Genomic DNA, 20,577 nt, shown 5'->3' on the forward strand with positions numbered 1-20,577 from the left:
GGGGTGTCATGGGGTGTCCCGGACTCCCTCAGGCGGAGCACACCGCGAAATCCGCACCCTGGTCGTCGGTGAGGACCGCGATCCGGCCGTACGGGGTGTCGTGCGGCCCCACCCGGACGCGGCCGCCGAGCCGGACCGCCTCCGCGCAGGTGCCGGGCAGGTCGGCCGTGCCGAAGTGCAGGAGGAAGCGGGCGGGGCTGCCGGTGGCCCGGCGCAGTCCCGCCGCGGGCCCGGTCCTGGCGGCGGCCGTCCGGCTCCCGGACCGCCAGATCCGCAGGTCGGGGTCGCCCCGGCCGTCAGCCGGGTAGCCGAACACCGCCGTATAGAAGGAGTCGCTGCGGGCCGCTTGCGGAGTCTCCAGTTCCGCGCGGCAGAGCGTCCCCGGCTCCCCCGTACGCTCGAACCCCTGGTGGCTGCCCGCCTGCCACAGCCCGAACGGCGCGCCCTCGGGCCCCGCGGCGAGCGCGACGGTGGCCACGGCGCCGTCGGAGACCGGCCCCGAGACGAGGCGCCCGCCGGCCGCGGTGACCTTCTCGGCGGCCGCGTAGGCGTCCCGCACCGCGAAGTGCACGGTCCAGCCCGGGCCGCCCGGGGCCAGCGCGGCGACCGCCCGGTCCTCGCTGTAGGCCGCCGTGTAGAAGCCGCTCCGGGCGCCCGCCCCCTCGTCGAAGGTCCACCCGAAGAGATAGCCGTAGAACCGCTTGCCCGCCTCGACGTCGGGCAGGCGGGCGTCGGCCCAGCACGGGGCGCCCTCGGGGTAGTCCGGGTACATGGAGCAACGCTAGCCAGGGCGGCCGCGGCCCCGTGGTTGAGATTCGAACGTCTGGCCAATTCCAGCCCCTGGGCCACCGCCTTTGTCCGGCGGCCGGTCCGGTCCGCGGCCCGGTCCGCGGCCTTGCCCACGGCCCTGTTCCGGGGCCCCAACCCCATTTGCAGTCGGTCAGATCGCGCTCCGATCACCCCTCGGTAAGCTGACGGCATGACAGGACAAGTACGTACCGTCGACGGCCGTGTGGCCGGACGGCGTGGTCAGGCAACACGTCAGAAGCTGCTCGAATGCCTCGGCGAGATGCTCAGCTCCTCGCCCTACCGGGACGTCAAAGTCATTGATGTGGCCCGAAAGGCGGGCACTTCGCCCGCGACGTTCTACCAGTACTTCCCGGACGTCGAGGGCGCCGTCCTGGAGATCGCCGAGCAAATGGCGGCCGAGGGTGCCGGGTTGACCGAGCTCGTCGCCGACCGCTCGTGGGTCGGCAAGGCCGGCTGGGCCACCTCCCAGGAACTCGTGGACGGGTTCCTGGAGTTCTGGCGGCGCAATGACGCGATCCTGCGGGTCGTCGACCTCGGTGCGGCCGAGGGCGACAAGCGGTTCTACAAGCTGCGCATGAAGATTCTGAACTCGGTGAACAACTCCCTTGCGGACGCGGTCAAGGAGCTCCAGGACAAGGGCAAGGTCGACAAGGACGTGAGCCCGGCGGCGGTGGCCGGTTCGCTGGTCGCGATGCTCGCGGCGGTCGCCTCGCACCAGAAGGGCTTCCAGAGCTGGGGCGTCAAGCAGGCCGAACTCAAGCCGAATCTCGCGCTGTTGGTCCATCTGGGCGTGACCGGAAAGAAGCCGACGAAGTAGCACTCATTCGCTCCTGGTCCTGTCGTACGGCGGCGGTTCGCGTGTTCAGCGTGAGCCGCCGCCGTTGCAGTTGGACCCCTCTCAGCCCCGCCTCTCCAGCCGGAACAGCCGGATCTCCCGGTCCACCCGCTCCTGATACGCGGCGTACGGCGGCCAGAACTTCAGCGCCGCGGCCCACGCCTCCTCCCGCTCGGGGGACTTGAGCAGCCGGGCCGTCACCGGGATGTCCGCGCCGCGCCAGCTGATGTCGGCGTCGGGGTGCGCCAGCAGGTTCGCCGTCCAGGCCGGATGCCCCGGACGCCCGAAGTTCGACCCGATCAGCAGCCAGGTCCCCGCCTTCTCCTCCGGCATGCAGGCGAGCGGGGTACGCCGTACGATCCCGCTCCTCGCCCCGCGCACACTCAGCACCACACCCGGCAGCATCTGGGCGCTGAGCAGGACTTTTCCCCGGGTGAGGCGGTGGACGGCGCGGTCGAGGGCGGGGATGACGTGCGGGGCGACGCGGGCGAAGGCCCTGGTCGAGGAGACCTTCTGGACGAGCCGGACACCGGGCGGGGCCATCAGGCGCTCACCTCCGCCGGCCGCGCGAACACCCCGGCCGACTGCGCCGCGCGCGCCCGCAGCAGATGCACGGGCCCGAAGAGCAGCTCGTCGCCGGTCGCCCGCTTCAGGTAGAGATGCGCGTCGTGCTCCCAGGTGAAGCCGATGCCGCCGTGCAGCTGGACAGCCTCGGCCGCGGCGGTGCGCAGCGCCTCCAGGGCCTGGGCGAGCGCGAGCCCGCCGATGCGCTCGCCGCCCTGGACGCCCGCGGCCCAGGCGGCGTAGTACGCGGCCGACCGCGCCGCCTGCACCTGTACGTACACGTCCGAGAGCCGGTGCTTGACCGCCTGGAAGGACCCGACGGGCCGCCCGAACTGCTCGCGTTCCTTGACGTACTCGACCGTCCGCTCCAGGGCCCGGTCCGCGGCGCCGACGGCCTCGGCGGCGAGCAGGGTGGCCGCGGTGTCGCCGGTGGCGGCGAGTGCGGCCGACACGTCGGCGTCCGCGCCGCCCAGCAACTCGCCCGGCACGTCGCGCAGTTCGACGCGTGCCTGCGGCCGTGTCTCGTCGAGGGCCGTCTGGCGGGTGCGTACGAGCCCGGGGGCGTCGGCGCGCACCAGGAACAGCAGGGTCCGGGAGCGCGCGAAGCCGCCGGTGTGCGCGGCGACGAGGAGGAGCCCGGCGCCGTGCCCGTCGAGCACCTGCTCGGCCTGCCCGTAGAGCCGCCAGCCGGTGTCCTGCCGGGTGGCCTGCACCCCGCCCGCGCGGCCGCCGCCCGCCCAGTCGCCCGCGTTGTCGGCGACGAGGCCGAGGGCGGTGGCGAGCCCGGTGCCCGGTACGGCGAGGGCCGCGGTCAGCTGCCCGGCGGCGATCTTCGGCAGCAGCGCCGCCCGCTGCTCCGCGGTGCCCAGGGCCGCGACCAGCGGGGCGGCGAGGCCGCAGGTGGCGAACAGCGGCGTCGGCGCGAGCACCCGCCCCAACTCCTCGACGGCGAGCGCCAGTTCGGTGACGGACGCACCGACGCCGCCCTCGCTCTCGGGCAGGGCGAGCCCCGGCAGCCCGAGGTCCGCGCCGAGACTGCCCCACAGGGCCGGGTCATGACCGGCCGGGGTGCGGGTGGCGGCCTTGACGTCGTCCGGGGTGCAGCGTTTGGTGGTGAGTTCCCGCAGGGTACGACGCATCTCCTGCTGTTCCTCGGTGAACCTGGCGTCCATGCGAGCCCCTTTCTGACGGGTCGTCATATTAGGGCGGGGGGCCTCGTATGCCCAGAGGCGGGCGCACCCATTACGCAGGCCACGATCTGATGTACCGTCAGATCCATGACTGGCCCCCACCGTAAGGCCGCCATCACGGGCATCGCCCTCTCCGACTGCGGCCGCGTCGACGAAGCCACCCCCTACGCCCTGCACGCCCAGGCCGCGCGCCGCGCGCTCGCCGACGCCGGGCTGACCCCGGACGTCGTCGACGGGTTCGCGAGCGCGGGCCTCGGCACGCTCGCTCCCGTCGAGGTCGCCGAGTACCTGGGGCTCAAGCCCCGCTGGGTCGACTCCACCTCGGTCGGCGGCTCGACCTGGGAGGTGATGGCCGCGCACGCGGCGGACGCCATCGCCGCCGGGCACGCCCGCGCCGTCCTGCTGGTCTACGGCTCGACGGCCCGCGCCGACATCAAGGCCAGGCGCCGCACGTCGAACCTGTCGTTCGGCGCGCGCGGCCCGCTCCAGTTCGAGGTCCCCTACGGGCACACGCTCATCGCCAAGTACGCGATGGCGGCCCGCCGTCACATGCACGAGTACGGCACGACGCTGGAGCAGCTGGCCCAGGTCGCCGTCCAGGCCCGCCGGAACGCCTCCCGCAACCCGGGCGCGATGTTCCGCGACCCGATCACCGTCGACGACGTGCTCGACGGGCCGATGATCGCCGACCCGTTCACCAAACTGCACTGCTGCATACGCTCCGACGGCGGCGCCGCCGTGCTCATGGTGGCCGAGGACCTGGTGCCCGACTGCGCCAAGTCGCCCGTCTGGGTGCTGGGTTCGGGCGAGTACGTGTCCCACACGACCATGTCGGAGTGGGACGACTTCACGGTCTCCCCTGCGGCGGTGAGCGGACGGCTCGCCTTCGAGCGGGCCGGGGTGCGGCCGGACGAGATCGACATCGCCGAGATCTACGACGCGTTCACGTACATGACGCTCGTGACGCTGGAGGACCTCGGGTTCTGCGGCAAGGGGGAAGGCGGCGCCTTCGTCGAGAAGGGCCGGCTGCGGCACGACGGCGAGCTGCCGACGAACACCGACGGCGGCGGTCTCTCCGCCCAGCACCCGGGCATGCGCGGCCTGTTCCTGCTCGTCGAGGCCGTGCGCCAGCTGCGCGGCGAGGCGGGCGGCCACCAGGTGCACCGCGCGGACGGCTCCCCGCCCGCGCTCGCGGTGGCGTCCGGGACCGGCGGCTGGTTCTGCTCGGCGGGCACGGTGGTGCTGGGGCGGGAGTGAGCCCGCGCGCCGAGGCGGAACCGTTGTCCCCGGATCCTGGGGCGCTCCTGCCGAGTGCGGAGTCACCCGCAGGGCGACTACGCCCTCGGCTCCCTCGGCGGCGCGGCGGCCCGCCCCGTCCGGGGCGGGCGCAGCACGGACGGCGCCCGGACGACGCCCGGCAGCGTGGTCGCCCTGACCCGCACCTGCGCGCCCGGGAACGGCCCCCGCCCGCGGTGCGCCGTCCGGGACGCCCCGCCCACCGGCGACAATCGGCGCATGGAAGCCGACCTGGAAACCCTGCTGAGGTCCCTGCGCGTCTGGGACACCGAGCTGCCCGCCTTCGACCCCGGGGCCGCGCCCGAGGCTCCGCTGCCGCTGTTCGTCGAGTGGTTCGCGGCGGCCGTGGCGGCCGGGCAGCCCGAGCCGCACACCCCGTCCCTGGCCACCACGGACGCCGAGGGCCGCGCCGACGTCCGTACGGTGATGCTGCACGGCGCCGACGCGGACGGCTGGCACTTCGCCTCGCACGCGGGCAGCGCCAAGGGCCGCCAGCTGGCCGCCCGCCCGTACGCGGCGCTCGGGTTCTACTGGCCGGCGCAGGGCCGCCAGGTCCGGCTGCGCGGCCCCGTCCGCACGGCTCCCGCGGAGGTCGCGCAGGCCGATCTGCACGCCCGCTCGACCGGCGCGCTCGCCTCGGCGCTGGTCGGTCACCAGAGTGAACTGCTGCCGTCCCAGGACGCGCTGGTCCGCGCGTCCGAGGAGGCCTGGAAGCGGGCGACGCGCGAGCCGGACGCGACGGTCGCGTCGTGGACGGCGTACGAACTGGATCCGGAGGAGGTCGAGTTCTTCCAGGGCGACGAGCGGCGACGGCACGTGCGGCTCAAGTACCGCCGCCAGGAGGACGGTTGGGTCAAGGAGCTGTTGTGGCCGTGAAGGTCCACGTCCCGAAGTCGCGCACCGGGCAGCAGCCCGGGCGCTGGTGGAGCGCGTTGCTCGTCGGGTTGGCGAGGTCCGTGCAGAGCAGCACCTCCCGCGCCCCCGCGTCGAGCGCGGCGCGGCTCACCGCGGCCGTGACGGCGGCCGCGTAGCCGTGGCCGCGCAGTTCCTCGGGCGCGTGGACGGGCGGCGCGCACCGGGCCGGCCGCCCTGCGGTTGACGCCCGCCAGGAAGACGGGCGTCCCGTCGGTGGTCTCCCAGAGCGTGAAGCCCCCGTAGGGGCGCCGGCCGTCGGCCAGGGCGCGGGCGAACTCCGCGCCGGGCGCCTCGCCGATGGCCCGCCGGAACCCCTGCCGGCCTCCCGTGTCCCGGGACGTCGATGCCGTGGTCATCCGGCCATGATCGCGAGGGACCTTGCGGCCCGCAGCCGGTTCACCCGGTGTCCGCGGGCCGGAACACGGGCACGGCGAACCCGTCCTCGCGGAACGCGACCTCCAGTGCCATCCCCACCCGCAGCCGGTCCTCCGCGCAGTCCACGACCTCCGTCATCATCCGCGGCCCCTCGGCGAGATCGACGACGGCGGCGACGTACGGAGTGCGGGCGCCGAACGGCGGCAGGTCGTTGCGGTGCACGACGGACCACGTGTAGAGCACGGCCCGCCCGCTCGCGTCCCGCCAGCGCACGTCCTCGCTCCAGCAGGACGGGCAGAACTCGCGCGGGTAGTGATGGTCCCGCCCGCAGCCGTCGCAGTGCCGCAGCAGCAGCCTGCCCTCGGCGGCGGCGTCCCAGTAGGGCCGGGTGAAGGCGTCGGGCTCGGGCACGTCGAAACGGACGCCCGCGGCCTGGGAACCGGTCATCGGAACAGTCCGATCGCGTGGTCGAGGGACCAGGTCTGCCAGGACATGGCGAACAGCGCGACCAGCGAGATCAGCGCCATCATCGCGTTCTGCCCCTGCTCGGCCCAGTCGTGGATCATGAGCGTGAGGTACAGGAGGTTGAGCAGCAGGCCGCCGACCAGCGCGACCGGGGTGAGCAGGCCGACGACCAGGCCGAGCCCGAGGGCGAGTTCGGCGTACACGACGACGTAGGCCATGGCTTTCGGCCGGGGCTTCACGACGACCTCGAACCCGCTGCGCACCGCGTTCCACCGGTGCTTGGCAGCGACGTCCGCGGCCCAGGCGATGCCGGTGCCGCGCTCGAACCAGCCCTTCTTGTCCTTGTGCCGCCAGCTCTCCAGCCACCACAGGCCGAGCCCGATGCGCAGCACGGCGAGCCACTCGGCGCCGCTGAGCCCTATCGCGTCCATGTCTTCTCATCCATGCGCTGCAGCCGCCTCCCACTCGGTTTCTGACGGTACGTCAGTTCAGCGCATCCGGCGCCGACTCCGCAAGGGGCAGGGCGGCCGCCCGCTCCGTGATCGATTCGCAATCGAATTCGACCTTGACCGCGACCCATCAAGAGATGGCCGGATTACGCTCCGCTCATGAGCGACCCCAACCCCACACCGGCCCGCAGCCACGAGCGCCCGCCGGTGTACGTCGTCGGCGGCGGCCCCGGCGGACTCGCCGCGGCCGCGGGCCTGAAGGCGCACGGCGTCCGGGCCGTCGTCCTGGAGAAGTCCGACCGGGTCGGCGCCTCCTGGCGCGGCCACTACGACCGCCTCCACCTGCACACCACGCGCCGCCTCTCGGCCCTGCCCGGCCTGCCGATGCCGCGCCGCTTCGGCCGCTGGGTCTCCCGCGACAACGTCGTGCGCTACCTGGAGAAGTACGCGGAGTACCACGACCTCGAAGTCGTCACCGGCGTCGAGGTCACCCGCGTCGACCGCGCGCCCGACGGCGCCGGATGGGTGCTGCGGGCCAGCGGCGGACGAGAGCTGACGGCCACTGCGGTCGTCGTCGCCACCGGCTACAACCACACCCCGCGCCTGCCGGACTGGCCCGGCACCGCCTCGTTCACCGGGCAGCTGCTGCACGCGAGCGGGTACCGCTCCCCCGCTCCCTACGCCGGCCGGGACGTCCTCGTCGTCGGCGTCGGCAACACCGGGGCCGAGATCGCCGTCGACCTGACCGAGGGCGGCGCCGCGCGGGTCCGGCTCGCGGTGCGCACCGCCCCGCACATCGTGCGCCGCTCCACGCTGGGCTGGCCGGCCCAGCTCACCGGCATCCTCTGCCGCCGCCTCCCGGTGCGGCTGGTCGACCGGCTGGCCGTCCCCCTCGGCAAGCTGAGCGTGCCGGACCTGACGGCGCAGGGCCTGCCGCGCCCCGAGACGGGCCTGTACTCGCGGGTGCGCGAGGGATCCATCCCGGTGCAGGACGTCGGCCTCATCGACGCGGTGCGCTCGGGCAAGGTCGAACCCGTCGCGGCGGTCGAGTCCTTCGACGGCGCGGACGTCGTCCTGTCCGACGGCACCCGCCTGACCCCCGACACGGTGATCGCGGCGACCGGATACCGCCAGGGCCTGGAACCCCTGGTCGGCCACCTCGACGTCCTCGACCCCGCCACGGGCCGCCCCCGCCCCCACGGCACCCGCACACTGCCCTCGGCCCCGGGCCTGTACTTCACGGGCTACACGAACCCCATCTCCGGCATGTTCCGCGAAATGGCCCTGGACGCGGACCGCATCGGCAAGGCGGTGGCGAAGGGAGCGTGAGAGACGAGGGGGCAGGGACTTCGCCCCGCAGGGGGCAGGGGGGGCGAAGCCCCCAAGGGGCGCGAGGAACTGCGCGCCCAGCCCCCACCAACCGTCACCCGACAACGCCCCCCAGGGGGCAAAGGGGCGCAGCCCCCAAGGGGCGCGGGGAACTGCGCGCCCAGCCACAACACACCCGCACCCGACCGGCAACCGAGCGGGGTCCGGGGGCGCAGCCCCCGTGTCCGAGCGACGCCCCGCACCAGTTCCGACCACGTAAGGACAACCACCACCGCACAGCCCAGCGCGACACCGAGCGAAACGGAGTACGACGCATGGCAAGCGAAAGACACCCGCTCAACCCGCCGAACACCCCCCTCACCCGCCGCCGCGCCCTCATGGGCGGCGCCGCGGCCACCACCCTCCTCGCAACAGGCACCGGCACCGCCCACGCCGCAGAGACCCGCGACACAGCGGCCCGCGCCGCAGAGACCCGCACGGTGGACGTCGCCATCGTGGGCGCGGGCCTCGCGGGCCTCACCACGGCCCGGGACCTCACGGCGGCCGGCACGTCGGTCCTGGTCCTGGAGGCCAGGGACCGGGTGGGCGGCCGCGTCCTCAACATCCCGCTCCCGGGCGGCGGCACCACGGAGGGCGGCGGCGAGTTCATCGGCCCGACCCAGGACCGCATCAAGGCCCTCGCGGACTCCCTCGGCGTCGAGACGTTCCCGACGTACAACACCGGCAAGAACGTCCTGCACAAGGACGGCAGGCGCACCCCGTACGCGACCGACGGCCTCCTCGGCTCCGTCCCGCCCATCGACGCGGCCGGCCTCGCCAACGCCGCCGCCGTCCAGGCCCTGCTCGACGACATGGCCAAGAAGGTCCCGGTGAACGCCCCGTGGACCGCGGAGAAGGCCGAGGAGTGGGACCGCCAGACCTTCGAGACGTGGCTGCGCGCCAACGCGGTGATCCCCTCGGCCCGCTTCCTGTTCGACGTCGCGTGCACCTCGGTCTTCTCCGCCGAACCCCGCGAACTCTCCCTCCTCTTCGTCCTGTTCTACATAGCCGCGGCCGGCAACGAGTCCACCCCCGGCACCTTCGAGCGCCTCACGGAGACCGCGGACGGCGCCCAGGCCACCCGCTTCGTGGGCGGCTCCCAGCAGGTCCCGCTGAAACTGGCGGCGAAGCTCGGCGCCGACCGTGTCCGGCTGAGCGCACCCGTGCGCCGCATCGCCCGCGGCGCCGACGGCCGCTACACCGTCACCGCCGACGGCATCACGGTCACCGCCCGCCGCGTCGTGGTCGCCGTACCGCCGCCGCTCGCGGCCCGCATCGACTTCGACCCGCTGCTCCCGGCCGCCCGCGACCAGCTCTCGCAGCGGCTGCCGATGGGCTCGATCGGCAAGGCGATCGCGGTGTACGCGACGCCGTTCTGGCGGGCCGACGGGCTCAACGGCCAAGTCGTCAGCGACACCGGCGTCGTCCGCTCCACCTTCGACAACTCGCCGCCCGACGCCGCGTACGGCGCCCTGATGGGGTTCATCGAGGCGGACGAGATGCGCGCGTACGACGGCAGGCCGGAGGCGGAGGTGAAGGCGGCGGTCCTGAAGGACTACGTCAGGTACTTCGGCGACAAGGCCGCCGCCCCCACCGGCTTCGTCCTCCAGCGCTGGGACAACGAGGGCTTCACCCGCGGCGGCCCCGTCGCCTACGCCCCGCCCGGCGTTCTCACCCGGTACGGCGCCGCGCTGCGCGAGCCGGTGGGCGGCATCCACTGGGCCGGCACGGAGAGCTCCGCCTACTGGAACGGGTACATGGACGGGGCCGTGCGCTCCGGGGAACGGGTGGCGCGGGAGGTCGTCGCCGCCCTGTGACACTGCCGGGTGCATGCCGGACCCGGCGTGCACCCGCCCCGTTCCGACCGGGCCCGCAGCGGGCAGAAGGAGAGCACCGGCACCGCACCTGCGGCACACCACCACCGCACCCGCCCCAGTCTTTGCGTGCAGCACTGTTCCTGACGGAGCGTCAGTTCAGTAATCTGACTGTGCGTCAGTTATTTCTGGAGGCCTACAGGAGCGGGGCGGACCGATGCTTGGATCGACGTACGGCACCCTGACCACCGACTCCCGCCGGGCCCGCGTGATCGCCTGCGGCGAGCAGCCGGGTCCGGCCGTGCACGGCCGGACCGGCGCCGACGAACGGGACGTCAGCGGACGGCCGCTGCACTCCGACGTACCGGACCTGGACCGGTTCTTCCGGCCCGAGTCCGTGGCCGTCGTCGGGGCTTCGGACGCCGAGGGGCGGCCCAACACCGGCATCACACGGCAGCTGATGAGCTGGGCGGAACGGGTCGGCGCGCGCCTGTATCCCGTACACCCGACGCGGAAGTCGGTGTTCGGGCTCGCGTGCTCCCCGTCCGTCGCCGATCTCCCGGAACAGGTCGATCTGGCCGTCCTGCTGGTCGCCGATCCGCTGCCGGTCATCGAGCAACTGGCGGACACCAAGGTGAAGTTCGCCGTCGCCTTCGCCTCCGGGTTCGCCGAGACCGGCGGCGAGGGCGCGGCCGCGCAGGAACGCCTCGCGGCGGCCGTCGAGCGCTCGGGCCTGCGGCTGCTGGGCCCGAACACCAACCTCAACGCCTTCGAGCGGTTCCGCGACGACCTCGACGGCCCGGCCGTCGCGCTCATCACCCAGTCCGGCCACCAGGGCCGCCCGGTCTTCTCCCTCCAGGAGCTGGGCATCCGGCTCTCGCACTGGGCGCCGACGGGCAACGAGGCCGACCTGGAGACCGCGGACTTCATCTCGTACTTCGCGCAGCGCCCGGAGGTCGGCGCCATCGCCTGCTACGTCGAGGGACTCAAGGACGGGCGGTCCTTCCTGCTCGCCGCCGACCGGGCCGCGCGCGAGGGCGTCCCCGTCGTCGCCGTGAAGGTGGGCCGGACCGAGACCGGCGCGCGCACCGCCGCCTCGCACACCGGGAAGCTGACCGGCGCGGACACCGTGGTGGACGCGGCGATGCGGCAGTTCGGCGTGATCCGCGTCGACGGGCTCGACGAACTCCAGGACACCGCGGCCCTGCTGGCGCGGGCGAAGCCGCCACAGGCGGACGGCGTCGTCGTGTACTCCATATCCGGCGGCACCGGCGCCCACTTCTCGGACCTGGCGACGGCGGCGGGCCTGACCCTGCCCACCCTGCCCGAGGCCAAGCAGGCCGAGCTGCACCAGTGGATCCCCGACTACCTGAACGTCGCCAACCCCGTCGACAACGGCGGGCACCCGGTCGGCGACTGGCGCGGCCGGAAGATCATCGACGCGATCCTCGCCGACCCCTCCGTCGGGGTGCTGATCTGTCCGATCACCGGGCCCTTCCCGCCGATGAGCGACAAGCTGGCGCAGGACCTGGTGGACGCGGCCGAGCGGACGGACAAGCTGGTGTGCGTGGTGTGGGGCTCGCCGGTCGGCACCGAGGCCGCGTACCGCGAGACGCTGCTCGGCTCCTCCCGGGTGGCCACCTTCCGCACCTTCGCCAACTGCATCACCGCCGTCCGCGCCTATCTCGACCACCACCGCTTCACCGCTTCCTACCGCTCGCCCTTCGACGAGGCGCCGCGCACCCCGTCGCCCTCCTTCCGCAAGGCGCAGGCCCTGATGCGCCCCGGCAAGCAGCTGAGCGAGCACGCGGCGAAGCAGCTGCTGCGGGCGTACGGCATCCGCGTACCGCGCGAGCAGCTGGTGACCAGCGCGGCCGCCGCGGTGCGCGCCGCGTCGCAGGTCGGCTACCCGGTCGTCATGAAGGCGTCCGCGCCGCAGCTCGCCCACAAGTCCGAACTCGGCCTGGTGAAGGTCGGCCTGACGTCCGCGAGCCAGGTCAGGGACGCCTATCGCGAGCTCGTCGACATCGCCCGCTACGAGGACATCGACCTCGACGGCGTCCTGGTGTGCCAGATGGTCGAGCGGGGGGTGGAGATGGTCGTCGGGGTCACGCACGACGACCTGTTCGGCGCGACCGTGACCGTCGGCCTCGGCGGCGTGCTCGTCGAGGTCCTGCGGGACACCGCCGTGTGCGTGCCGCCCTTCGGCGAGGACCGGGCCCGCGCCGCCCTCGACGAACTGCGCGGCCGCGCCCTGCTCGACGGGGTCAGGGGGGCGCCCCCGGCCGACATCGACGCACTGGTCGAAGTGGTCCTGCGCGTCCAGCGCATGGCGCTCGAACTGGGCGACGAGCTCTCCGAGCTGGACATCAACCCGCTGATGGTGCTGCCGCGCGGCCAGGGCGCCGTCGCCCTCGACGCGCTGGCCGTCTGCCGCTGACCCGCACCCGCACTCGCCCCCGCATCGGAGCTCCCCCATGACACACCCCTCCCCCGAGGAGTCCGCACCCCCCGCGAACTCCCTGGATTCATTGGTACTCCACGCCACTGACAACGCCGTCTCGTGGATCACCCTGAACCGCCCCGAAGCCATGAACGCCGTCACCTGGGACCAGCGCGAACGCCTCATCGAGCTGCTCGCCGCCGCGTCGGCGGACCCCGGCGTGCGCGCCGTCGTCCTCACCGCGACCGGCAAGGGCTTCTGCGCGGGCGCGGATCTGCGCGGGGCACCCGCCACCGGGGAACGGATCGCGGGCGACGTGGCCCGCACCATCAGGCTGGGCGCCCAGCGCCTGATCTCCGCGGTCCTGGACTGCGAGAAGCCGGTGATCGCGGCGGTCAACGGCACGGCGGCGGGCATCGGCGCCCACCTCGCCCTCGCCTGCGACCTGGTCCTGGCGGCGGAGTCGGCCCGCTTCATCGAAGTGTTCGTCCGCCGGGGCCTGGTCCCCGACGGCGGCGGCGCCTATCTGCTGCCCCGCCTGATCGGCCCGCAGCGCGCGAAGGAGCTGATGTTCTTCGGCGACGCGCTGCCCGCCGCCGACGCGGCACGCCTCGGCCTGGTCAACAGGGTCGTACCGGACGCCGAGTTGGCGAAGACGGCCCGGGACTGGGCCGAACGCCTCGCGGCCGGCCCGACCCGCGCCCTGGCCCTCACCAAGCAGCTGGTGAACGCGTCCCTGGACACGGACCGCGCCACCGCGTTCGCCGCGGAGGCGACGGCCCAGGAGCTGAACATGACCACGCACGACGCGAACGAGGGCGTCGCCGGGTTCGTGGAGCGCCGCCACCCGGAGTTCCGCGGCCGCTGACGGACCGCGGGCGGGCAGCCGAGGGCCCACCGACCCTTCCAATCTGACGGGTAGTCAGCTTCACTGGAGGACATGATGGGACACGCAGGGATGGCGGCCACCGTCGTCCGGTACCTCAGGTCGGTCGGCGCCCCCACCACGGCGGGGCCCGTGGAGGCACTGCCCCGCCCCGAGCTGCGGGCCGTTCGCGACGACGAGCGCGCGCCCGTCGACGCGGCCGAGTTCCGCCGCGTGCTGGGGACCTTCCCGACCGGCGTCACCGTGGTCACGGCCCCGCCGAGCGCGCCGGACGAGGGGCCCGCGGGGTTCGCCTGCCAGTCCTTCTCCTCGCTCTCCCTCGACCCGCCGCTGATCGCGTTCATGGTGGCGCGCACCTCGACGACGTGGCCGCGGATCGCGCGGGCGGGCGTGTTCTGCGTGAACGTACTGGGTGCCGAACAGGGCGAGCTGTGCCGGGCGTTCGCCGTGAGCGGGGCCGACAAGTTCGCGGGCGTGACGCACGAGCCGTCACCGGTGTCCGGCTCGCCCCGCATCGACGGGGCCGCGGCATGGATCGACTGCGCGGTCCACACCGTCCACACCGGCGGCGACCACCTGATCGTCGTCGGCCGGGTCACGGCCCTCGGCACCCACGCCGACGAACCGCGCCCGCTCCTCTTCCACCGGGGCCGCTTCGCTCGGCTCGGCGACTGAGCGCCGCTCACCCCAGGGCGTACGTCACGGCTCCCGTCACCAGGATGCCGACGCAGCCCAGTACGCCGACCCCCAGGGTCTTGCCGAACAGGGCCACGGGACGCCCCGCCTCGGCGCGCCGCAGCGCGAGATGGCCGAGCAGCGCCGGCGGCAGCATGATCACGAAGAGCAGGAGCGCCGACGGCGCCCAGGTGTCCGGAGTGAACCAGTCCTCCGCATCGACGGGCATGTCCGCGGTGTCCTGCGGGCCCGCCAGGATCCTCAGCAGGATCCACGGCCCGAGCGCGGGCACCAGCCACAGGGCCGTCCCCAGCACCGCCCACGGCCAGGACGTACGCCCCGTGAGGCGCCGCCCCGCCCACCGGGCGAGCAGCAGCGACGGCAGGACGTAGACCCCGGCGAACACGGCGGCGGCCACCGCGCCCAGCCCCGCGCAGAGCAGCAGGGTGACGACGAGGTCGCTCATCGCCCACCCCGTGTCACGGACGAACGCCACGGCGACCAGCACCGCGCCCTCCGCCCACAGCCCGGCAGCGGCCACCAGGTACGCCTGGAACCCGCCCCCGTTCGCCCGCCCGACCGTACTCGCACTCATCAATCGGCCCCCCTCGCCGACCATCATGCTCCGCCCCCGGGCCGGTCAGTGCGCGAGGGCCACCGGAGCCACCGCGCCCCGCCGCCGGATCACCAGCACCATCAGCGCGGCCACCGCGCACAGCGCGCCCGACGCGTACCAGATCACGTCGTACGAGCCGAAGACGTCCCGCGCCACACCGCCCAGGAAGGCCACGACCGCGGCCCCCACCTGGTGCGAGGCGAGCACCCAGCCGAAGACGATGGCACTGTCCTCGCCGTAGTGCTCGCGGCACAGGGCGATGGTCGGCGGCACGGTGGCGACCCAGTCGAGCCCGTAGAACACGATGAAGAAGACCATCGGCGGGTGCACGTTCGGCGCGAGCAGGACCGGCAGGAACAGCAGGGACACCCCGCGCAGCGCGTAGTAGACGGCCAGCAGCCGGCGCGCCTCGAACCGGTCGGTGAACCAGCCGGACGCCACCGTCCCGACCACGTCGAAGACGCCGATGACCGCGAGCAGCGAGGCGGCGGCCGGGACCGGCATGCCGTGGTCGTGGGCGGCGGGCACGAAGTGCGTCTTGACGAGCCCGTTCGTGGAGGCGCCGCAGATCGCGAACGATCCGGCCAGCAGCCAGAACGGCCCGGTGCGGGCCGCCTTGGCCAGCACGGTGACCGCCCGCCGGGCGGCCCCGGTCACCGGTGCCGGCTTGGGCACGAACTCCTCGGCCCCGTAGGGCGCCACCCCCACGTCGGCGGGGTGGTCGCGCAGCAGCAGCCACACGAACGGCACGACGGAGAGCGCGGCGAGCGAGACCGTGACCGCGGCGGGCCGCCACTGGTGCTCCTCGACGATCCAGGCGAGCAGCGGCAGGAAGATCAGCTGTCCGGAGGCGCCGGCCGCGGTCAGCAGGCCCGTGACGAGACCGCGGCGGGCGACGAACCACCGGTTGGTGACCGTGGCCGCGAACGCGAGCGCCATCGACCCGCTGCCGAGCCCGACCAGCACCCCCCAGTACAGGACGAGCTGCCAGGCGGCCGTCATCCACACGGTGAGCAGCGATCCCAGCGAGATGACGAGGAGGGCGACGGTGACGACCTTGCGTATCCCGAAGCGGTCCATCAGCGCGGCGGCGAACGGGGCGGTGATCCCGTACAGCGCGAGATTCACGGACACGGCGAACCCGATGGTCCCCCGCGACCAGCCGAAGCCGGTGTCCGGGTCGTGCAGCGGCTCGATGAGCAGTCCGGGCAGCGAGGCGAAGGCCGCGGCGCCGATGATCGTCACGAAGGTGACCGCCGCGACGGCCCAGGCGCGGTGCGGGCGTCTGCGGCCGGTGGCGGGTCCGGTACGGGGAGCGGGGTGCTGCGTCTGCGTCGTCACACCAGAGAGGTTCCGGCAGCCGGCCCGCCCGATCGAGTGGCCCGAATGCCATTGTTCGTTAGGATCGGGCCATGGGTCCTCAGCCGCACCGTGTCGCCGTGCTCGCCCTCGACGGGGTCATCCCGTTCGAACTGGGCATCCCGCAGCGCATCTTCGGCCGGGCACGGGACGCGGCGGGACAACCGCTCTACTCCGTCCTGACCTGCGCGGTCCGCGAGCCGGGGCCGATCCGCACCGACGCGGACTTCGCGATCCTGGTGGAGCACGGCCCCCAGGCACTGGCCAGCGCGGACACCGTGATCGTCCCGGCCTCGTACGAACTGGGCCCGGTCTACGAGGAGGGCCGCCTCTCCCCCGACCTGGCCGAGGCCTTCGCCCACATCCGCCCCGGTACGCGCCTGGTCTCGATCTGCACCGGCAGCTGGGTGCTGGCCGCGGCCGGGCACCTGGACGGACGCCCCGCGACCACGCACTGGGCGGACGCGGCGGCCTTCCAGCGGATGTTCCCGTCCGTCCGGGTGGACGCGGAGGTCCTCTTCATCGACGACGGCGACGTCCTGACCTCCGCCGGGGTCGCCGCCGGCATCGACCTGTGCCTGCACATCGTGCGCCGCGACCACGGCGCGGCCGTCGCCAACGACGTGGCCCGCCGCACGGTCGTCCCGCCGCACCGCGACGGCGGCCAGGCACAGTTCATCCGACGCCCGGTACCCGAGCCGCAGCTGGCGACCACGACGGCGGCCCGCGCCTGGGCCCTGGCCCACCTCCACGAGCCGATCCAGCTCCGCGACATGGCCGAGCAGGAATCCATGTCCGTCCGCACCTTCACGCGCCGCTTCCGTGAAGAGGTCGGCATCAGCCCCGGCCAGTGGCTCACCCAGCAACGCGTGGAGCGTGCCCGCCATCTCCTGGAGACCTCGGCCCTCTCCATCGACAAGGTCGCCCGCGACGCGGGCTTCGGCACGGCCCAGTCCATGCGGCAGCATCTCCAGTCGGCCCTGGGAGTAACCCCCACGACCTACCGCCGAACGTTCCGCTCCGCGAGCTGACCCGTTCCGGGCCGCGCCATCTTCTGAGACCGGTTGTCCTGTTGCCCCGCGCCGCAGCCCAGCCCCGGGGCTCCGCCCCGGCCCCCGCTCCTCAATCGCCGGAGGGGCTTGATTCGCCAGACGGCCACCCTCCCTTCAAGGCGCACCACCCCTAAAACGTCAGCACCCCCCGAGCAACCCGGCCAGCCTCCGCGTCCTCGACCGCCTTCCCGAACTCCTCCACCGGATAGGTCCGCGTCACCAACTCGTCCAGCAACAACCGCCCCTCCCCGTACAGATCCGCGTACAGCCGAATGTCCCGCTGCGGCCGCGACGACCCGTACCGGCACCCGAGCACCGACTTGTCCAGGAACAACTGGGCCGGCACGAACGACGCCTCCGCATCGGCCGCCGGCATCCCGAGCAGCACCGCCTGCCCGTGCCGGTCCAGCAGATCGATCGCGGCCCGCACCAGCTCCACCCGCCCCACGCACTCGAAGACGTGGTCGGCCCCGTCCGGCAGCACCCCCCGCACCGCCCCCACGTCCGTCAGGAACTCCGTGGCCCCGAACTCCCGGGCCACCCCTTCCTTCCCCGGGTTCGCATCGACGGCCACCACCTTCAACGCCCCGGCGAGACGCGCCCCTTGCAGCACGTTCAACCCCACCCCACCCGTCCCGATGACGACGACCGAGTCCCCCCGATCGACCCGGGCCCGGTTCAGCACCGCCCCGACCCCGGTCAACACCCCGCACCCGATCAACGCCGCGGACGTCAGCGGAATCTCCTTCGGGATCTTCACGGCCTGCACGGCCTTCACCACGGTCCGCTCCGCGAAGGCGGAATTCGCGGCGAACTGGAACACCGGCTCCCCGCCCCGCGAGAACGGCCGCCCCGGCATCCCGATCGCCTTGCGGCACATCGTCGGCCGACCCCGGTCGCACTCGGCGCAGGCCCCGCAGTTGGCGAGCGTGGACAGCGCCACATGGTCCCCCGGGACGACATGCGTCACCCCGGCCCCCACGGCCTCCACGACCCCGGCCCCCTCGTGCCCGAGCACCACGGGCCGCGGGAACGGAATGGTCCCGTCGATCACGGAGAGGTCGGAGTGGCACAAGCCGGCCGCGGCGATCCCGACGAGCACCTCGCCGGGCCCCGGGTCCCGTATCTCCAGATCGTCGACGACAACAGCCTGCCGCCCGTCGAACAGAACACCCCTCATGACACCTACGCCTCATTCCCTGGGCAGGCCGAGCACCCGCTCGGCGATGATGGTGCGCTGGATCTCGTCCGAGCCGCCGTAGATGGTGTCGGCCCGGCTGAACAGGAACAGCCGCTGCTGCTCGTCGAGTTGGTACGGGTCCTCGGCGGACCAGTCCCCCGGCCCCACCGCGGCGCCGGCCCCCCGCACGCTCAGCGCGACCTCTCCGAGCCGCTGATGCCACCCGCCCCACAGCAGCTTGGCGACGCTCGGCGCACCGGGCCCGACCGCGTCCGGCGCCCCGCCCAGCGTCCGCAACGCGTTGAACCGCATGGTGCGCAGCTCGGCCCAGAGCCGCACGATCCGCTCGGCGATCACCGGATCGTCCAGGGCGCCGGTGTCCCGGGCGTCCCGCACGACCCTGCGCAGTTCCTCCTCGAAGCCGATCTGCTGGGCCAGCGTCGACACCCCCCGCTCGAACCCGAGCAGACCCATCGCGACGCGCCATCCCCCGCCGGTCTCACCGACGACGTCCCGCGCCACGGCCCCGTCGAAGAAGACCTCGTTGAACTCGCTCGTCCCGGTGAGCTGCCGGATCGGCCGTACGTCGATGCGCCCCGGCTGGTCCATCGGCACCAGCAGGAACGACAGCCCCCGGTGCCGCACGGACCCGGCCTCCGTGCGCGCGAGCACGAAGCACCAGTCCGCCTCATGGGCCAGTGACGTCCACACCTTCTGCCCGGTGACCCGCCACCGCCCGTCCCGGTCCCGCTCGGCGGCGGTCCGCAGCGAGGCGAGGTCCGACCCGGCGCCCGGCTCGCTGTAGCCCTGGCACCACAGCTCCTCACCGCGTGCGATGGGCGGCAGGAACCGCTGCCGCTGCTCCGCGCTTCCGTAGGCGAGCAAGGTGGGGGCGAGCAGGTTCTCCCCGATGTGCCCGTACCGCCCGGGGGCCCGCACGCGCGCGTACTCCTCGGCCCAGACGACCTGCTGGGTGACACCGGCGACGCGATTGCCGTACGAGCCGTCGCCCCACCCGAGCCCGATCCACCCCCCGCTCCCCAGCTCCCGCTCCCAGGCGCGCCGTTCGCTCGCCCCTTCATGCTCACTGCCGGGGCCGCCCCGCCCGACGGCCCCCGCGAACCGCCCGACGAGATGCTCCTCCAGCCATTCCCTGGCCTCACGCCGAAACGCGTCGTCCTCAGCGCCGAACCCGAACTCCACGCGACCACCGCCCACTTGAGAATTGCCCGCTCACCGACCCGGCGCCGGACCCGGCCACCGGCCCGCCCCCGGCCCGGCTACTGATTGGGACGCTCCTTGGCCGCGGCGGCCCGCGCCATCTCCTCCAGCACCGCGAGCATCGGCATGGGATCGGTCCCGACGGTCCCGGGCAGAAAGTCGGCGATCCGCTCCGGCGTCCACGGCCCGTCCGCGTACCCGGCGCGCAGCTCCCGCGGCTGGGCCCAGACGGCGATCTTCGGCCCGGCGACCGTGTACACCTGGCCGGTGATCTTCTCCGCGCGGGCCCGCTCGCTCAGCAGGTAGACGACCAGGGCCGCGACGTCCTCCGGCTCCCCGATCTCCTTGAGCTCCATCGGCACGTTCGCCGACATCCGGGTCCGGGCGACGGGCGCGACGGCGTTGGCGGTCACCCCGTACTTGTGCAGGCCCAGTGCGGCGCTGCGCACCAGCGAGATGATCCCGCCCTTGGCGGCGCTGTAGTTGGCCTGGGCGACGGAGCCCTGATGATTGCCGCTGGTGAATCCGACCAGGGTCCCCGAGCCCTGCTTGCGCATGACGGCGGAGGCCGCCCGGAACACCGTGAACGTGCCCTTCAGATGGGTGGCGACCACCGGGTCCCACTCCTCCTCGGACATGTTGAAGAGCATCCGCTCCCGCAGGATCCCGGCGACGCACACCACCCCGTCGAGCCGGCCGAACTCCTCCACGGCCGCGTCCACGATCCGCTGCCCGCCGGCCATGGTGGACACGTCGTCCGCGACGGCCACGGCGGCTCCGCCCGCGGCCTCGATCTCCTTCACCACGCCCAGCGCCACCTCGGACGTGGGCTCGCCGCCCTCGACGGACACCCCGTAGTCGTTGACGACGACCTTCGCGCCCTCGGCGGCGCACGCGAGCGCCACGGCGCGCCCGATGCCACGCCCCGCCCCCGTCACGGCGACGACCTTGCCTGCCAAGAAGTTCCCCACGCCCGGCCCCTTCCCGCGGTTTCTGACGACCCGTTAGATTCTGCTCAGGTTCGGATTCTACGACCCGTCAGATACCGGAACACAAGACCCGGG

At 73.5% G+C, this 20,577-nt stretch carries 20 protein-coding genes; 10 read left to right on the forward strand and 10 right to left on the reverse strand.

Annotated elements, in window-relative coordinates; all coding sequences use genetic code 11:
- Window positions 1-28: 28 nt before the first annotated feature.
- Entirely contained in the window at window positions 29-772 is a 744-nt protein-coding gene (locus tag ACVHNB_RS37955) for a VOC family protein (RefSeq protein WP_428954053.1), read from the reverse strand.
- 207 nt (window positions 773-979) lie between these two features.
- On the opposite strand from ACVHNB_RS37955, the gene ACVHNB_RS37960 reads away from it, so the two are divergent.
- Window positions 980-1,627, forward strand: a complete 648-nt coding sequence (locus tag ACVHNB_RS37960) for a TetR family transcriptional regulator (RefSeq protein ID WP_428954052.1) — start codon at window positions 980-982, stop codon at window positions 1,625-1,627.
- An 81-nt stretch (window positions 1,628-1,708) separates the two neighbouring features.
- Here the strand turns inward: ACVHNB_RS37960 and ACVHNB_RS37965 are convergent, their stop codons facing one another.
- Together ACVHNB_RS37965 and ACVHNB_RS37970 are read right to left on the reverse strand one after the other, a co-directional pair.
- Window positions 1,709-2,188: a nitroreductase family deazaflavin-dependent oxidoreductase gene (locus ACVHNB_RS37965; protein WP_456226918.1), complete on the reverse strand. Its 480-nt coding sequence runs from the start codon at window positions 2,186-2,188 to the stop codon at window positions 1,709-1,711.
- Window positions 2,188-3,381: an acyl-CoA dehydrogenase family protein gene (locus tag ACVHNB_RS37970; protein ID WP_456226919.1), complete on the reverse strand. Its 1,194-nt coding sequence runs from the start codon at window positions 3,379-3,381 to the stop codon at window positions 2,188-2,190. Before ACVHNB_RS37970 ends, ACVHNB_RS37965 begins: the two co-directional genes overlap by 1 nt.
- 105 nt (window positions 3,382-3,486) lie before the next feature.
- On the opposite strand from ACVHNB_RS37970, the gene ACVHNB_RS37975 reads away from it, so the two are divergent.
- The 3 genes from ACVHNB_RS37975 to ACVHNB_RS37985 all read left to right on the forward strand — a co-directional run bounded on the left by ACVHNB_RS37975 (window position 3,487) and on the right by ACVHNB_RS37985 (window position 5,726).
- The gene (locus tag ACVHNB_RS37975; protein WP_428954049.1) at window positions 3,487-4,656 is read left to right on the forward strand and encodes a thiolase C-terminal domain-containing protein; all 1,170 of its coding nucleotides are present in this window, start codon (window positions 3,487-3,489) and stop codon (window positions 4,654-4,656) included.
- A gap of 258 nt (window positions 4,657-4,914) precedes the next feature.
- Window positions 4,915-5,571: a pyridoxine/pyridoxamine 5'-phosphate oxidase gene (locus ACVHNB_RS37980; RefSeq protein WP_456228994.1), complete on the forward strand. Its 657-nt coding sequence runs from the start codon at window positions 4,915-4,917 to the stop codon at window positions 5,569-5,571.
- A complete protein-coding gene (locus ACVHNB_RS37985; RefSeq protein ID WP_428954048.1) occupies window positions 5,562-5,726 on the forward strand; it encodes a hypothetical protein in 165 nt (54 codons plus the stop codon). The genes ACVHNB_RS37980 and ACVHNB_RS37985 overlap by 10 nt, the downstream gene beginning before the upstream one ends.
- Before the next feature lie 280 nt (window positions 5,727-6,006).
- On the opposite strand, the gene ACVHNB_RS37990 is transcribed toward ACVHNB_RS37985, so the two are convergent.
- Both ACVHNB_RS37990 and ACVHNB_RS37995 read right to left on the reverse strand, forming a co-directional pair.
- Window positions 6,007-6,432 (reverse strand): Zn-ribbon domain-containing OB-fold protein, encoded by a 426-nt coding sequence (locus ACVHNB_RS37990; protein ID WP_456226920.1) that lies wholly within the window; start codon window positions 6,430-6,432, stop codon window positions 6,007-6,009.
- The gene (locus ACVHNB_RS37995) at window positions 6,429-6,881 is read right to left on the reverse strand and encodes a DoxX family protein (protein ID WP_428954045.1); all 453 of its coding nucleotides are present in this window, start codon (window positions 6,879-6,881) and stop codon (window positions 6,429-6,431) included. The genes ACVHNB_RS37990 and ACVHNB_RS37995 overlap by 4 nt, the downstream gene beginning before the upstream one ends.
- 177 nt (window positions 6,882-7,058) lie before the next feature.
- On the opposite strand from ACVHNB_RS37995, the gene ACVHNB_RS38000 reads away from it, so the two are divergent.
- From ACVHNB_RS38000 to ACVHNB_RS38020, 5 genes are all read left to right on the forward strand, one after another.
- Window positions 7,059-8,228 carry a flavin-containing monooxygenase gene (locus tag ACVHNB_RS38000; protein ID WP_456226921.1) on the forward strand — a complete coding sequence of 390 codons (1,170 nt, stop codon included), beginning with the start codon at window positions 7,059-7,061 and terminating at the stop codon, window positions 8,226-8,228.
- 314 nt (window positions 8,229-8,542) lie between these two features.
- Entirely contained in the window at window positions 8,543-10,084 is a 1,542-nt protein-coding gene (locus ACVHNB_RS38005) for a flavin monoamine oxidase family protein (protein WP_456226922.1), read from the forward strand.
- A gap of 214 nt (window positions 10,085-10,298) precedes the next feature.
- Window positions 10,299-12,521: an acetate--CoA ligase family protein gene (locus ACVHNB_RS38010; RefSeq protein WP_456226923.1), complete on the forward strand. Its 2,223-nt coding sequence runs from the start codon at window positions 10,299-10,301 to the stop codon at window positions 12,519-12,521.
- 37 nt (window positions 12,522-12,558) lie between these two features.
- Window positions 12,559-13,392 carry an enoyl-CoA hydratase/isomerase family protein gene (locus tag ACVHNB_RS38015; RefSeq protein WP_428954041.1) on the forward strand — a complete coding sequence of 278 codons (834 nt, stop codon included), beginning with the start codon at window positions 12,559-12,561 and terminating at the stop codon, window positions 13,390-13,392.
- A 72-nt stretch (window positions 13,393-13,464) separates the two neighbouring features.
- Window positions 13,465-14,085 (forward strand): flavin reductase family protein, encoded by a 621-nt coding sequence (locus tag ACVHNB_RS38020; RefSeq protein ID WP_456226924.1) that lies wholly within the window; start codon window positions 13,465-13,467, stop codon window positions 14,083-14,085.
- Between the two features lie 7 nt (window positions 14,086-14,092).
- On the opposite strand, the gene ACVHNB_RS38025 is transcribed toward ACVHNB_RS38020, so the two are convergent.
- On the reverse strand, window positions 14,093-14,680 hold the full coding sequence (locus ACVHNB_RS38025) for a hypothetical protein (protein ID WP_456226925.1): 588 nt from the start codon (window positions 14,678-14,680) through the stop codon (window positions 14,093-14,095).
- Window positions 14,681-14,725: 45 nt separating this feature from the next.
- On the reverse strand, window positions 14,726-16,042 hold the full coding sequence (locus ACVHNB_RS38030; protein WP_428954038.1) for an MFS transporter: 1,317 nt from the start codon (window positions 16,040-16,042) through the stop codon (window positions 14,726-14,728).
- 71 nt (window positions 16,043-16,113) lie between these two features.
- Between ACVHNB_RS38030 and ACVHNB_RS38035 the strand changes: the two genes are divergently transcribed.
- Window positions 16,114-17,091: a GlxA family transcriptional regulator gene (locus ACVHNB_RS38035; protein WP_428954037.1), complete on the forward strand. Its 978-nt coding sequence runs from the start codon at window positions 16,114-16,116 to the stop codon at window positions 17,089-17,091.
- 151 nt (window positions 17,092-17,242) lie between these two features.
- Here ACVHNB_RS38035 and ACVHNB_RS38040 read toward each other — a convergent pair whose 3' ends face one another.
- From ACVHNB_RS38040 to ACVHNB_RS38050, 3 genes are all read right to left on the reverse strand, one after another.
- The gene (locus ACVHNB_RS38040) at window positions 17,243-18,292 is read right to left on the reverse strand and encodes an alcohol dehydrogenase catalytic domain-containing protein (protein ID WP_456226926.1); all 1,050 of its coding nucleotides are present in this window, start codon (window positions 18,290-18,292) and stop codon (window positions 17,243-17,245) included.
- Window positions 18,293-18,304: 12 nt separating this feature from the next.
- Window positions 18,305-19,495: an acyl-CoA dehydrogenase family protein gene (locus ACVHNB_RS38045; protein ID WP_456226927.1), complete on the reverse strand. Its 1,191-nt coding sequence runs from the start codon at window positions 19,493-19,495 to the stop codon at window positions 18,305-18,307.
- 77 nt (window positions 19,496-19,572) lie between these two features.
- Complete coding sequence (locus ACVHNB_RS38050; protein WP_428954034.1) at window positions 19,573-20,484, reverse strand: SDR family oxidoreductase; 912 nt, start codon at window positions 20,482-20,484, stop codon at window positions 19,573-19,575.
- Between the last annotated feature and the right edge of the window lie 93 nt (window positions 20,485-20,577).

The organism is Streptomyces sp. YJ-C3 (assembly GCF_053891275.1).

Excerpts from the sequence above, each read along its gene's own strand:
- ACVHNB_RS37955 (WP_428954053.1), bottom strand. The coding sequence starts at position 772 with ATGTACCCGGACTACCCCGAGGGCGCCCCGTGCTGGGCCGACGCCCGC.
- ACVHNB_RS37960 (WP_428954052.1), top strand. The coding sequence starts at position 980 with ATGACAGGACAAGTACGTACCGTCGACGGCCGTGTGGCCGGACGGCGT.
- ACVHNB_RS37965 (WP_456226918.1), bottom strand. The coding sequence starts at position 2,188 with ATGGCCCCGCCCGGTGTCCGGCTCGTCCAGAAGGTCTCCTCGACCAGG.
- ACVHNB_RS37970 (WP_456226919.1), bottom strand. The coding sequence starts at position 3,381 with ATGGACGCCAGGTTCACCGAGGAACAGCAGGAGATGCGTCGTACCCTG.
- ACVHNB_RS37975 (WP_428954049.1), top strand. The coding sequence starts at position 3,487 with ATGACTGGCCCCCACCGTAAGGCCGCCATCACGGGCATCGCCCTCTCC.
- ACVHNB_RS37980 (WP_456228994.1), top strand. The coding sequence starts at position 4,915 with ATGGAAGCCGACCTGGAAACCCTGCTGAGGTCCCTGCGCGTCTGGGAC.
- ACVHNB_RS37990 (WP_456226920.1), bottom strand. The coding sequence starts at position 6,432 with ATGACCGGTTCCCAGGCCGCGGGCGTCCGTTTCGACGTGCCCGAGCCC.
- ACVHNB_RS37995 (WP_428954045.1), bottom strand. The coding sequence starts at position 6,881 with ATGGACGCGATAGGGCTCAGCGGCGCCGAGTGGCTCGCCGTGCTGCGC.
- ACVHNB_RS38000 (WP_456226921.1), top strand. The coding sequence starts at position 7,059 with ATGAGCGACCCCAACCCCACACCGGCCCGCAGCCACGAGCGCCCGCCG.
- ACVHNB_RS38005 (WP_456226922.1), top strand. The coding sequence starts at position 8,543 with ATGGCAAGCGAAAGACACCCGCTCAACCCGCCGAACACCCCCCTCACC.
- ACVHNB_RS38010 (WP_456226923.1), top strand. The coding sequence starts at position 10,299 with ATGCTTGGATCGACGTACGGCACCCTGACCACCGACTCCCGCCGGGCC.
- ACVHNB_RS38015 (WP_428954041.1), top strand. The coding sequence starts at position 12,559 with ATGACACACCCCTCCCCCGAGGAGTCCGCACCCCCCGCGAACTCCCTG.
- ACVHNB_RS38020 (WP_456226924.1), top strand. The coding sequence starts at position 13,465 with ATGATGGGACACGCAGGGATGGCGGCCACCGTCGTCCGGTACCTCAGG.
- ACVHNB_RS38025 (WP_456226925.1), bottom strand. The coding sequence starts at position 14,680 with ATGAGTGCGAGTACGGTCGGGCGGGCGAACGGGGGCGGGTTCCAGGCG.
- ACVHNB_RS38035 (WP_428954037.1), top strand. The coding sequence starts at position 16,114 with ATGGGTCCTCAGCCGCACCGTGTCGCCGTGCTCGCCCTCGACGGGGTC.
- ACVHNB_RS38040 (WP_456226926.1), bottom strand. The coding sequence starts at position 18,292 with ATGAGGGGTGTTCTGTTCGACGGGCGGCAGGCTGTTGTCGTCGACGAT.